This window comes from Aminobacter sp. BA135, assembly GCF_050859125.1.
In the GTDB taxonomy this organism is placed as follows: Bacteria; Pseudomonadota; Alphaproteobacteria; order Rhizobiales; family Rhizobiaceae; genus Aminobacter; species Aminobacter ciceronei.
This window is the reverse complement of record NZ_CP139572.1, coordinates 1,974,875-1,987,064: the sequence shown is the minus strand read 5'-3', so window position 1 is coordinate 1,987,064 and position 12,190 is coordinate 1,974,875. Positions and strand designations below refer to the sequence as shown.

Annotated in this window: 10 protein-coding genes and 1 pseudogene; 9 read left to right on the top strand and 2 right to left on the bottom strand. The window is 64.2% G+C overall.

Annotation, left to right across the window (positions count from 1 at the left end; all coding sequences use genetic code 11):
- Positions 1-183 precede the first annotated feature (183 nt).
- The 9 genes and pseudogenes from SLT36_RS09685 (at position 184) to SLT36_RS09645 (ending at position 8,492) form a co-directional block, all read left to right on the top strand.
- The gene (locus tag SLT36_RS09685) at positions 184-1,827 is read left to right on the top strand and encodes an MFS transporter (protein ID WP_154386457.1); all 1,644 of its coding nucleotides are present in this window, start codon (positions 184-186) and stop codon (positions 1,825-1,827) included.
- A gap of 367 nt (positions 1,828-2,194) precedes the next feature.
- Positions 2,195-4,285: a flagellar biosynthesis protein FlhA gene (gene flhA / locus SLT36_RS09680; protein ID WP_067958496.1), complete on the top strand. Its 2,091-nt coding sequence runs from the start codon at positions 2,195-2,197 to the stop codon at positions 4,283-4,285.
- Complete coding sequence (fliR, locus tag SLT36_RS09675) at positions 4,282-5,034, top strand: flagellar biosynthetic protein FliR (RefSeq protein WP_432287098.1); 753 nt, start codon at positions 4,282-4,284, stop codon at positions 5,032-5,034. Before flhA ends, fliR begins: the two co-directional genes overlap by 4 nt.
- Before the next feature lie 3 nt (positions 5,035-5,037).
- The gene (locus SLT36_RS09670; RefSeq protein ID WP_432287096.1) at positions 5,038-5,427 is read left to right on the top strand and encodes a hypothetical protein; all 390 of its coding nucleotides are present in this window, start codon (positions 5,038-5,040) and stop codon (positions 5,425-5,427) included.
- Between the two features lie 62 nt (positions 5,428-5,489).
- The gene (locus tag SLT36_RS09665; protein WP_432287095.1) at positions 5,490-6,044 is read left to right on the top strand and encodes a rod-binding protein; all 555 of its coding nucleotides are present in this window, start codon (positions 5,490-5,492) and stop codon (positions 6,042-6,044) included.
- 10 nt (positions 6,045-6,054) lie between these two features.
- On the top strand, positions 6,055-6,465 hold the full coding sequence (locus tag SLT36_RS09660; protein WP_067958484.1) for a hypothetical protein: 411 nt from the start codon (positions 6,055-6,057) through the stop codon (positions 6,463-6,465).
- The gene (locus SLT36_RS09655) at positions 6,462-7,001 is read left to right on the top strand and encodes a hypothetical protein (RefSeq protein WP_432287094.1); all 540 of its coding nucleotides are present in this window, start codon (positions 6,462-6,464) and stop codon (positions 6,999-7,001) included. The genes SLT36_RS09660 and SLT36_RS09655 overlap by 4 nt, the downstream gene beginning before the upstream one ends.
- Before the next feature lie 189 nt (positions 7,002-7,190).
- Positions 7,191-7,472 (top strand): SCP2 sterol-binding domain-containing protein, encoded by a 282-nt coding sequence (locus SLT36_RS09650; protein WP_067958475.1) that lies wholly within the window; start codon positions 7,191-7,193, stop codon positions 7,470-7,472.
- A gap of 86 nt (positions 7,473-7,558) precedes the next feature.
- Positions 7,559-8,492 (top strand): annotated as a pseudogene (locus SLT36_RS09645) (IS481 family transposase).
- 1,284 nt (positions 8,493-9,776) lie between these two features.
- Here the strand turns inward: SLT36_RS09645 and SLT36_RS09640 are convergent.
- On the bottom strand, positions 9,777-10,418 hold the full coding sequence (locus SLT36_RS09640; protein WP_432287093.1) for a GNAT family N-acetyltransferase: 642 nt from the start codon (positions 10,416-10,418) through the stop codon (positions 9,777-9,779).
- 116 nt (positions 10,419-10,534) lie between these two features.
- Positions 10,535-11,668: an ornithine/lysine decarboxylase gene (gene odc2, locus SLT36_RS09635; RefSeq protein ID WP_310322271.1), complete on the bottom strand. Its 1,134-nt coding sequence runs from the start codon at positions 11,666-11,668 to the stop codon at positions 10,535-10,537.
- Positions 11,669-12,190: the final 522 nt, after the last annotated feature.

Here is a 12,190-nt window from a genome sequence, read left to right as displayed (position 1 = left end):
TCGTACAAATGGGTTCACCCGGCCAGCCGATCATGGTCTAGTCATTCCTGCATGATCGAAATCGATTCCCCGAACAGGTCGTGCATCGACAGGAGGGCCACGGCGTCCTTTGCGCCTCCCGAAGGAGGCTTGGCGCCGTAGCGGCAAATCACACGAGGGCACCCGGCTCAGCCGGCTTGGCGCATGGACGACGACCACCAGTACGAGCAAGGTTCGGCGCTCGCGCCCTTCAAGCACGGCATTTTCCGTTCCGTCTGGTTCGCCAGCCTGGCTTCGAATTTCGGCAGTCTGATCCAGTCTGTCGGAGCCGCCTGGTTGATGACCTCGATCGCCACCTCGTCCGACATGGTGGCGCTGGTCCAGGCCTCGATCTCCCTGCCGATCATGCTGTTTTCGCTCGCGTCGGGCGCACTCGCCGACAGCTACGACCGCCGCCGCGTCATGCTGACCGCGCAGTGCTTCATGTTCGCCGTCTCGGCGGCGCTGACGCTGTTTGCCTATCTCGGTCTGATCACGCCCTGGCTGCTGCTCACCTTCACCTTCCTCATCGGTTGCGGCACCGCGTTGAACAACCCGTCCTGGCAGGCCTCCGTCGGCGACATGGTGCCCCGCACGGTAATGCCGGCGGCCGTCGCGCTCAACTCGATGGGCTTCAACATGACGCGCAGCGTCGGCCCGGCCATCGGCGGCATCATCGTCGCCACCGCAGGTGCTGCGGCCGCCTTCGCCGTCAACACGCTGAGCTACTTCGCCATCATCTTCGTACTGTTCCGCTGGCGCCCGCAATATCCGGCAAACCCGCTGCCACGCGAAACGCTCGGCCAGGCCATGGGTGCGGGCCTGCGCTACGTCGCCATGTCGCCCAACATCGGCAAGGTGCTGCTGCGCAGCTTCGCCTTCGGCTTCACCGCCGTCGTCATCCAGGCACTGCTGCCGCTGGTTGCCCGCGACCTCGTCGCCGGCGGCCCGCTGACCTACGGCATCATGCTCGGCGCCTTCGGCGTCGGCGCGGTCGGCGGCGCGCTGATCAGCGGCCGCATCCGCAGCAGCATGACGAGCGAAACCATCGTGCGCTCGGCCTTTCTCGGCTTCGCCCTCTGCAGCTGGATCGCCGCCTTCAGCTCCAATGCCTGGCTCACCTCGGCCGGCCTGCTCGTCGGCGGCGCCTGCTGGGTGCTTGCGCTTTCGCACTTCAACATCACCGTGCAGATGTCGACCCCACGATGGGTCGTCGGCCGGGCGCTGTCGATCTACCAGATGGCAACCTTCGGCGGCATGGCGCTGGGCAGCTGGATCTGGGGTCTCGTCGCCGAAAGCAACGGCGCGGCCACCGCCCTGATCGTCGCCGGCATCGTCATGCTGGTCGGTGCGGCGATCGGCTTCCTGCTGCCGCTGCCCGAGCACACAGCGCTCAACCTCGACCCGCTCAACCGCTTCCGCGAACCACACCTGGCGCTCGACGTCCGGCCGCGTTCGGGGCCCATCGTCATCTCGATCGAATTCATCATCCGCGAAGAAGACGTACCGGCCTTCCTCGATGCCATGACCGAGCGCCGCCGTGTCCGCCGCCGCGACGGCGCCCGCAACTGGGTGCTGGCGCGCGACCTTGAAAACCCCGAGATCTGGGTCGAAACCTACCACACCCCGACCTGGCTCGAATACATCCGCCACAACCAGCGCGCCACCCACGCCGACGCCGTCATCGGCGACAAGCTGCGCGCCTTGCACAGCGGCCCCCAGCCACCCCGCGTTCACCGCCTGATCGAACGCCCCACCAGCCTGGCGGCAGCCCTCGGCAGTCACAAGGGGCATATCGAGCTGCATTGAGGGAGCGGCGAATTGTTGCCGCCAACCTCCTAGCTCGCGATCCTTCGCACCCCCCTCTGCCCTGCCGGGCATCTCCCCCACAAGGGGGGAGATCAGGCTTGCATCGACCCCGCAGTCAGTCACCAGCATCGCTGTTCGCACCCTCAGGATGGGCGCCGTCGGCGACGAGACTAATCTCCTTGTGGGGGAGATGGCCGGCAGGCCAGAGGGGGGCGCAGGATCGCGACTGCCGAGATTTGCCTCATCAATCAGCGACCTTTCGGCAATCCACTAGCAGGACGCCCCCTCCCACCCTCGCGCAAGCTTGGCGCAATAGGGTCAGGAAGCCGTGGCATTGGCGCGCGGCGGGATTCGATCGGAAGTACCAATGGCGATCAGCGAAACCATTTCAGGCGCAGGCGTTCCAGCCAGGAACGGACGCGACGTCTTCTTCGCCGTCGGCATCGTCATCATCCTCGCCGTCCTGTTCCTGCCGATCCCGGCCTTCCTGATCGACGTCGGCCTTGCCTTCTCGATCGCCATTTCGGTGCTGATCCTGATGGTCGCGCTGTGGATCCAGCGCCCGCTCGACTTCTCGTCGTTCCCGACAATCCTGCTGATCGCCACGATGCTGCGCCTGTCGCTCAACATCGCCACCACGCGCATGATTCTGTCGCATGGCAATGAAGGCACGCATGCCGCCGGCTACGTCATTTCGGGCTTCTCGAACCTCGTCATGTCCGGCGACTTCGTCATCGGCCTGATCGTGTTCCTGATCCTGATCGTGGTGAACTTCATCGTCATCACCAAGGGTGCGACGCGTATCGCCGAAGTCGGCGCCCGCTTCACCCTCGACGCCATTCCCGGCAAGCAGATGTCGATCGACGCCGACCTGTCGGCCGGCATGATCGACGATAAGACAGCGCAGTTGCGCCGCCGCGAACTGGAAGAAGAAAGCTCCTTCTTCGGCTCGATGGACGGTGCCTCGAAATTCGTCCGAGGCGACGCCATCGCCGGCCTGATGATCACCGCCATCAACATCGTCGGCGGCATCGCCATCGGCTATTTCCGCCACGACATGGGCATGGGCGAAGCCGCTGACGTGTTCATCAAGCTGTCGGTGGGCGACGGCCTCGTCACCCAGATCCCGGCGCTCATCGTCTCGCTCGCCGCCGGCCTGCTCGTCTCCAAGGGCGGCACCCGTGGATCGGCCGACCAGGCGGTGTTCGGCCAGCTCGGCGCCTATCCACGCGCGCTCTATGTCGCCGCCGGCCTGCTGTTTCTGCTTTCGCTCGTGCCCGGTCTGCCGATGTTGCCGTTCCTCTCGCTTGCCGTTGCCATGGCAGCACTCGGCTACTTCATCCCGATGCAGCACAAGCGCCGCATGGCCGAGGTCGACGCTGAAAGGGAGCAGGTCGAGGCCGATAAGGTCGAAGAGGAAAAGAACTCGGTCAAGGCATCGCTCGCCACCGCCGAGATCGAGTTGCTGATCGGCAAGCAGCTGTCGACGCGCCTGCTCGCTACCCATCAGGAACTCGCCTTCCGCATGTCGAAGATGCGCAAGAAGTTCGCCACCCAGTACGGCTTCGTCGTGCCGGAAGTGCGCATGACCGACGACTTCTCGATCCCGCCCAAGAGCTACCAGATCAAGGTGCACGGCACCGTCGTCGCCGAATACCAGATGCGCGTCGGCGAAATCATGGTGCTGCTCGGCTCGCGCGATCTGCCAGACATTCCGGGCGAGGAAGTGCGCGAACCGGCTTTCGGTATGCGCGCCTTCTCGGTGCTCGATTCCTTCGCCGAGGACCTGAAGCGCGAGCAGTTCACCTTCGCCGACAACATGTCGGTGCTGCTCACCCATCTCTCCGAGGTGATCCGCAACAACCTGCCGCAGCTCCTGTCCTACAAGGACATGAAGGCGCTGCTCGAGCGCCAGGACCCCGAATACCGCAAGCTCGCCGACGAGATCTGCACCTCGCACATCACCTATCCCGGCCTGCAGGCGGTGCTCAAGCTTCTGCTCGCCGAGCGCGTCTCGATCCGCAACCTACACCTCATCATCGAGGCAATCGCCGAGATCTCACCGCATGTCCGCCGCACCGAGCAGATCGTCGAGCACGTCCGCATCCGCATGGCGCAGCAGATCTGCGGCGATTTGAGCGAAGGCGGCGTGCTCAAGGTGCTGCGCCTCGGCAACCGCTGGGATCTCGCTTTCCACCAGAGCCTCAAGCGCGACGCCAAGGGCGAAGTGCGCGAGTTCGACATCGATCCGCGCCAGCTCGAGGAATTCGGCCAGGAAGCCTCCAAGGCGATCCGCACGCATCTCGAAACCGGTGAGCGTTTCGTGATCGTCACCGCACCCGACGCACGTCCCTATGTCCGCATGATCATCGAAAGGCTGTTTCCCACCCTGCCGGTGCTCAGCCATGTCGAGATCGCCAAGGGCGTCGAACTGCGCGTGCTCGGTACCGTCTCATGAATGCCGCCGCGCAAGGCATGGTCCTTGCGGCGTTCCTGGCCTTCTGTCGCATCGGCGCCTGTTTCATGCTGATGCCCGGAATCTCCAGCGTGCGCGTGCCGATGCATGTCAGGCTGTTCGTCGCCGTCGCCGCCACCGGCGGGCTGCTGGTCCACCTCTGGGACCAGATCTTCCCGTTCGTCGACGCTCGTCCCGGCGTGCTGATGCCGATGATCGCCTCCGAGCTTCTGATCGGCGGCCTGATCGGGCTGATGGCCAGGCTCTACATCCTGGCGCTGATGTTCATGGGCTCGGCGATCGCCATGCTGATCGGCTTCGGCGGCGTCGGCGGCCACGCCATCGAGGAAAACGAGCCGCAGGCAGCGCTTGCCTCGATCATCTCGATCGCGGCACTGATCCTGCTGTTTGCCTTCAATTTCCACCACGAGATCATCCGCGCGCTGGTCGCCTCCTACCAGGTCGCGCCCGTCAACATGTTCTTCAATCCGCAGGCAGCCCTCGTCGACGTCACCGACACGCTGTCGGAAAGCTTCATGGTGGTGCTGAGGCTGGGAAGCCCCTTCGTCGCCTATGCCATCCTGATCAACCTGACGATCGGCTTCGTCAACAAACTGACGCCGCAGATCCCGGTCTACTTCATCTCGCTGCCCTTCGTCGTCGCCGGTGGCCTGGTGCTGGTGTATTTCGGCATCGCCACCATGCTCAGCCTGTTTGCCGACGGCTTCGTCGACATCACCGTGGGAAGGTAAGGAATGGCCGCGTCGCGCGGGGATCGCCTGAAGAAACTGGTAGCCGTGCAGGAGCAGCTCAAGGCGCTGCACGAGACGCGCCATGCCGGTTTTGTCGCCAATGCGATTGCCGCCGAAGCCGAGGCGCAATCGCTGTCGGACAGCTTCGACAGCACCGACGGCATCTCCCAGCTGTTCCCTGAGCTCTACCATCGCCGCATCAAGGAGGCGATCGACAAGAAGCAGCTCAATCTCGGCCTCGCCAATGTCGAGGTCGGCAAGATCGCCACGGCCACCGCCCGCACCAACATGGTCGAGCGCGCCTACCGCGAGGTCCGCCGTCAGGATGAGCGTGACAGCGCCGACCGCGAACGTCTCGAAATCATTGAAAGAAAGTCGGCTGAAGACAAGTAAGGTTGCCGCAAGCTTGACCCTCCACAATCAGCAGTAACGTAAACCCGGAAAGGCGCGCCGCTTTGGCCATCTCCCCCCCCAGCGACATCATTCTGGATGTAGCCAAGGCCGTCGAGCCATCAGGCATCCAGGCTGCGCGCGCGGCGCTTGCCAACCGGACCGCCAGCGCGGCACCGGCCGGAACATTTTCGCTCACCGAAGCCGACGTCACCGGCGGTGTCACGCGCCAGCCGGACAAGACCTCGGCCGATGCGTCGATGAAGAAGTTCGAGGCAATGGTCCTGCAGACCTTCATCGGCAACATGATGCCGAAGAACACCGAAAGCGTGTACGGCAAGGGCATGGCCGGCGACATGTGGAAGTCGATGATGGCCGAGCATCTCGCCAACCAGACCGCCGAAGCCGGCGGCATCGGTATCGCCAAGACCGTTATGCGCGACCACTACATCAAGGACGAGCAGGTGGTGCCGGTCAGCGGCGTCTCTGGCGGGCCTGAAAAGGCGGAACTCGATGAACAAATGAGCCAGGCCACTGCGCTCATTCAGGAATTGCAGCGGAAGATGGTGCGCTCGCTGGGAAGCGACGATGCCGCCTCCGCCACTGACACAAAATCGTAGAGGATAAGATATGTCGGATCTCTCCGAATACAGGACGAACCTGCCGGTGACGGCCGATCTCATCGACGCTGCCCGCCCGGGCAACGTCGCGGCCATCATCAGCCGGATCGAGGATGCGGTCGAAGAAGAAACCGCCGCGATCCGCACCGACGTCCATTTCGACATCAAGGCGTCGAACGCCCGCAAGAGCCGATATCTCTACGAACTGACCCGCGCCACCAAGGGCCTGGTCGAAGGCGATTACCCAAGCGAGCTGAAGATCGGCGTCGATCGCTTGCGCGACAAGCTCGTCGCCAATGAACGAGCGATCCTCGCTCATCTCAGCGCCGTCAGCGAAGTCGCCTCCCTGCTCCGCGACGCCATCCAGCGCTCCGAAGCGGACGGTACCTATTCGGCAAACGAATTCGGGTGGGCGCGGTGATCAAGTTCATCGCGGCGGCGCTGTGGATTGTCGCCGTGACCCTCGGCTCGGTCTTCTATTCGTTCCAGGCCGCCGCAAACCTGCCGGCGACCGAAGAGCAGAAGCCGCTGCTCGGCGGTCTCGATTACGTCAAGACAGACGTCATCTCGGTGCCGCTGCTCAAGGGCGAGCGCGTGCACGGCTATTTCCTGACGCGCCTCGTCTACACGGTCGAGCCCAAGGAAGTCGGCAAGCTATCGGTGCCGATGGCCTCGCTGCTTGTCGATCAGGTCTATTCCTATCTCTACGGCAATCCGCAGATCGACTTCACCGAATATGAGAAGCTCGATCTGGACGGCTTTCGCAACGGCATCCGCGACGCCATCAACGCCCGTGTCGGTTCGAAGCTGATCCACGAGGTAATGGTCGAGCAGATCGACTTCCTGACCCCCGACGATGTCCGCGACAACGCCGTGCGCCAGCGTGAATCGGCTGCTGCCGCAGCAGAAGCCGAGGCGGCAAAGCCAGCCGAAGCAAGCCCGGCCAAAGCACATTGAACCCGAAAGGCAGCCAGTTTGGCTGCCTGTCGCGCCGTGTCGCGTGACCATCGCCAGCCAATTCAACGTTGACGTAAACGTAAGATGCCAGCTATAGGCAATGCAGTCCTGTGACATGGCCGGCTCGTCCGGATTGGTCCGGGGAGGCCGGGCGCAAAGCGCCTTTCGGGAAAAGACCAGGAGAGAGCCATGAGCATTCAGGCAGTCGCAGACAAGATCAAGGCGAAGGTGGAGAGCGCCGGCTTTGGCCGCTCGATCAAGTTCGACACCGGCAGCGACGGCGTCATCGTCATCGATGGCACCACCCTGTCGACGACCGACGGCCCGGCCGACTGCACCATCAAGCTGTCGCTCGACGATCTCGAGTCGCTGATCGCAGGCGAGCTCAACCCGACGATGGCGTTCATGACCGGCAAGATCAAGGTCGAGGGCGACATGTCGGTGGCCATGGGCCTGAGCCAGCTGCTCTAAGTGTCGAAGCTATGAAGGTTGTTCATTCGAGGATGGACTGAGAAGCTGGGTTGCGAAGCCAACCAACCTTCAGTGGAGCTCCCCGAATGAACGTTCATAAGAATGCGCTTTTGACGCCTTCAGGTCGAGTGCTTTTGGTTCAACGCATTGAACAGGGCTGGAGCGTGCGGCGTGCTGCCGGTTCGGCCGGGTTTCGGAACGGACAGCCTATCGCTGGCTCGGCCGCTACCGGGCCGGCGACCGGGTTCTGCACGATCGCAGTTCAGCGCCGCACCGCTGCCGGCATCGGCTGGCAGCCATGCAGGTGTCTCGGATCGAGCAGTTGCGCCGCCAGCGCATGACGGGGCCGGCGATTGCCCGGTCCTTGGGCTTGGCGCGCTCGACGGTGGGCCTGGTGCTGCGCCGGCTGGGACTGAACCGGCTGGCCTGGCTTGATCCCCGGCCGCCGGTGCTGCGCTACGAGCGGCAGCGACCGGGCGAACTGATCCACATCGACATCAAGACCCTGGGTCGCATCGACGGCGTTGGCCACCGGATCACGGGCCAGCACCAGGGTCATCATCGCGCCCGCGGCATCGGCTACGAACACCTGCATGTCGCCATCGACGATGCCTCGCGCCTCGCCTATGTCGAACTGCTGCCAAGCCTGGGCCGGGAAGATGCCACCGGTTTCCTCAACCGGGCACTGGCCTGGTATGCCAGGCTGGGCGCCAGGGTTGAGCGGTGATGACCGACAATGGCTCGGCTTATCGCTCCAAACTGTTCGCCCAGGCGCTCAAAGGTGCCGGTGCCCCACATCCGCACTAGGCCCTACACCCCGCGCACCAACGGCAAGGCCGAGCGCTTCATCCAGACTTCGCTGCGCGAATGGGCCTATGCAAGGCATACGCCTCATCGAACGAACGCGCCAAGGCCATCCACCATTGGGCAGCCAACTACAACCTGGAACGCCCACATTCCGCCCTTGGCGGCATCAGCCCGTTCCAAAGACTGAACAACCTTCTTGGAAACGACATCTAAGCCGACAAGACCATCGGAGTTGGAAATGCCCGGCGGTGACGCCGGGCATTTTCTATGCAACCCACGCACTTCCGGCACACACGCAATGCAACCGTAATGCACGTGGTCCACATCGCTCGCCAGGACGATTTTGCGACGTGGAGTATCATATGACCGAAATCGACTGGCCGCATTGGCCGCGACCCTGTGCGTCGTCGCCCTCGCCGGCTGCGTGGACGACCGCTATGGCCGCGACTGGGACGGTCCCGGGCACGGGCCGCGCAGCTGGGACGGCCCCAGAGGCGGGCCCCGTAGCTGGGATGGCCCGCGCGGGCCGCGCAATTGGGATGGGCCGCGCGAATACCCCAGGCATGGCCCGCCGCCGCGTCCCAGCAGTGAACCGCTCGACTGCCGAGCGGACCGGCAACGACGCCGTCGCCCGATTGCATCGACCGGCCGCGACCGCGCCGCTTCTCCAACGACTGACTGCAAAGGCCGGGCTCGCCCGCCTTTCTCATTCGTGAGGGACAAAGGTCCGACCCCGGCGGCCCGGTAATGTCCCCACAACAATTGAAGCCCACATCGCCCCGGTCAATTCCACCCGGAGTGTCCTGTGAATCGAAATCGACTGATTGCCCTGGCTGCGACCCTGAGCGTGCTTACGCTCGCAGGCTGCGTGGATGATCGCTACGGCCCGCCGCGCTGGGACGACACGCGCTATCCGCCGCGCCATGGCGACAACTACACGCGGTATCCGCCGCGTCATGGCGGAGATCAGCCGCGCTATCACCCCCGCCCACCTGTGCCGCCAATGCCGCCACCACGCCCACCCCGTGCACCACGCCCGCCATTCTCGGAGCCGATCTTCTGCACCCAGGAATATGGTCGCCCGCGGCATTCCGATTGTGACCACAGGCGGCGGCCACACCGTGGCGGCGACCGGTACTACACCACCAACCAGTGAGCGATGGCGCCGTGCCTCGTCGAGGCACGGCGCTTTGCCCATCCCATAGCCGACGTGGAGTCGAAAGTGCGTCGAAACCGCCTTGCAGCAGTGGCAATGGTCATGGCTTGCGTTACGCCGCTGTCGGGCTGCGGCTACCTTGTCTCGGCAGTCGAGTTGAGTGACGAGCACACCACAAGCCAACAGCGGCCATCGCTGTTGCCGCAATCGCCACAGCCGTCAATCGCCTGCGTCAAGGAGAGAACGCCGTCGCCGACCTGTTTCCCGGCTGCGCCAGGCCGTATTTCGGCCTGGAGATAACGCGTTCCGGCTCACCTCAGGCAGCCGGGCGGACACTCCGGCTAGAGTGCAGCACGGCCCGTCGGACGCGCAAAGGCCACGCCCGCGTTTTCCGATCCCGCACCGCCCTTACCGAACGTCGAGTCCGCCCTGCGCGACGGGGCGCCGAGCTTGCGCCCGGCCGCCTTGAGCACGCCTTTGGCGCCGTCGAGCGCACCGGAAACGAGTTCCAGCGCGAGGAAGCGGTCCCGCTCATAGGGGCCGGGCATGGCCAACTGGCCGGTCTTCGCGGCGGAGAAGCCGAAACGCGCATAGTATGGCGCGTCGCCGACGAGCAGGATGACACGGTGGCCAAGGCGGGCGGCTTCGGCGATAGCCAGGCGCATCAGCGCCGAGCCGATGCCGGTGCCCTTTGCCGCCGTGTCGACGGCGAGCGGGCCGAGCAGCAGCGCAGCAGGACCGCCCTCGCCCAGCCGCACGTCCCACAGCCGCACGGTGCCGACGACCGAGCCCTTGGCATCGCGCGCGACCAGCGCCAGGCCCTCGGATGGGCGGCGACCGCGGCGCAGCTTCTCCGACGACTTCTTGCGCCGCTTCGGGCCCATGGCACGGTCAAGCAGTACCTCGCGCGCGGCGATGTCGGCCCGGGTTTCAGCCACGATCACGATGTCGGGCAAGATTTGGACAATTTCTTCAACGTTCATTTCCGCGATCCTTCACGAGCGGAGATCTGTTCCACAAGCGAACCCGATCGGGCGTGCAGAGGCACGCCCGCCGGGGTGATCTGAACGGCTCCGGCGTCAGGCGCCGTTTCGAGCCGTCAGATCACGTAAGATCGGAGAGGCTCGAAGCCGTTGAAGGCGACAGACGAGTAGGTCGTGGTGTAGGCGCCGGTACCCTCGATCAGCACCTCGTCGCCGATGGTCAGCGACAGGGGCAGCGGGTACGGCGTCTTTTCATACATCACGTCGGCCGAGTCGCAGGTTGGGCCGGCGAGCACGCAAGGTGCCACCTCGTCGCCGTCGCGGTCGGTCACGATCGGGTAGCGGATCGCCTCGTCCATCGTCTCGGCGAGACCGCCGAACTTGCCGATGTCGAGGAACACCCAGCGCACATTGTCGTTGTCGGCCTTCTTGGAGATCAGCACGACTTCCGACTTGATGACGCCGGCGTTGCCGACCATGCCGCGACCCGGCTCGATGATGGTCTCCGGGATGTTGTTGCCGAAGTGCTTGGACAGCGCCTCGAAGATTGCCTGGCCATAGGCCTGGGCCGCCGGCACGTCGCGCAGGTAGCGCGTCGGGAAGCCGCCGCCCATGTTGACCATGCCGAGCATGATGCCTTCTTCGGCGAGCTTGGCGAACACCTTCTTGGCGTCAGCAAGCGCACGATCCCAGGCCGTCAGGTCGGTCTGCTGCGAGCCGACATGGAACGACACGCCATAGGCATCGAGGCCGAGCGACTTGGCAACGCGCAGCACGTCGACGGCCATTGCAGGCACGCAGCCGAACTTGCGCGACAGCGGCCATTCGGCGCCTTCGCCGTCGGTGAGCACGCGGCAGAACACGCGCGAGCCGGGAGCGGCACGCGCCACCTTCTCGACCTCTTCGACCGAGTCGACGGCGAACAGGCGGATGCCGAGTTCGAAGGCACGTGCGATGTCACGCTCCTTCTTGATGGTGTTGCCGAAGGAGATGCGCTCGGCCGGGGCGCCGGCATCCATAGCCATCTCGATTTCGGCGACCGAAGCGGTGTCGAAGGACGAGCCCATGCCGGCGAGCAGGCGCAGGATCTCAGGCGCCGGGTTTGCCTTGACAGCGTAGTAGACCTTGGACTCCGGCATCGCCTTCTCGAAGGCGCGGAAATTGTCGCGCACGACATCGAGGTCGACGACCAGGCAAGGGCCGGAGGGACGTCGCGTGGCGAGGAAGTCGAGGATGCGCTGAGTGGCCATAGGTCTCTCCATCGCGCGGTCCTGCCGCGCAAAAATCATCAAGCTGCGGGACGGCCGTTCCCGGCCGCGGAATCCCACGGTGGACAAAGACATGACCGCTATTTGATGGATCCAGCCTGTGGAGACCCTGGAACCATAAATGCGCTTCACGCGGCGATGAACCTGAGCCAGCCCGGCTTCGGTTCGCTTTGTCTGCCTTGGCTTGGAAATGGGAAGACCCGTTCCGCACTGCCGGCAATGAAGGTGTGCCTCTTCAGTAACCCCGGCTTTTGGACAGCCGGAAGAGAACCAGAAAGGCCCGCACCGTCGTTGCTTCAAGGTGTCCTCGATTTTGCGGTTGGCCGCTAAATCGACTGGAGGGGTTAGCTCCAGTTACCTTACCGATTTCCTCGCCATTCGAGGGATCGGCGGACACCCACAGGCACGTGCGACTTTGGGCAAGCGCGGATATATGGCTCGTCACCGTCACAATCAATTAAAATCTCATGGCGGGTTGAAAAAATTCAAACGTCGAACAATGTT

Bases quoted from the DNA above. Each gene is read 5' to 3' on its own strand.
- fliR (WP_432287098.1), top strand. From the start codon at position 4,282: ATGAATGCCGCCGCGCAAGGCATGGTCCTTGCGGCGTTCCTGGCCTTC.
- SLT36_RS09685 (WP_154386457.1), top strand. From the start codon at position 184: ATGGACGACGACCACCAGTACGAGCAAGGTTCGGCGCTCGCGCCCTTC.
- SLT36_RS09670 (WP_432287096.1), top strand. From the start codon at position 5,038: ATGGCCGCGTCGCGCGGGGATCGCCTGAAGAAACTGGTAGCCGTGCAG.
- SLT36_RS09660 (WP_067958484.1), top strand. From the start codon at position 6,055: ATGTCGGATCTCTCCGAATACAGGACGAACCTGCCGGTGACGGCCGAT.
- flhA (WP_067958496.1), top strand. From the start codon at position 2,195: ATGGCGATCAGCGAAACCATTTCAGGCGCAGGCGTTCCAGCCAGGAAC.
- SLT36_RS09650 (WP_067958475.1), top strand. From the start codon at position 7,191: ATGAGCATTCAGGCAGTCGCAGACAAGATCAAGGCGAAGGTGGAGAGC.
- SLT36_RS09640 (WP_432287093.1), bottom strand. From the start codon at position 10,418: ATGAACGTTGAAGAAATTGTCCAAATCTTGCCCGACATCGTGATCGTG.
- odc2 (WP_310322271.1), bottom strand. From the start codon at position 11,668: ATGGCCACTCAGCGCATCCTCGACTTCCTCGCCACGCGACGTCCCTCC.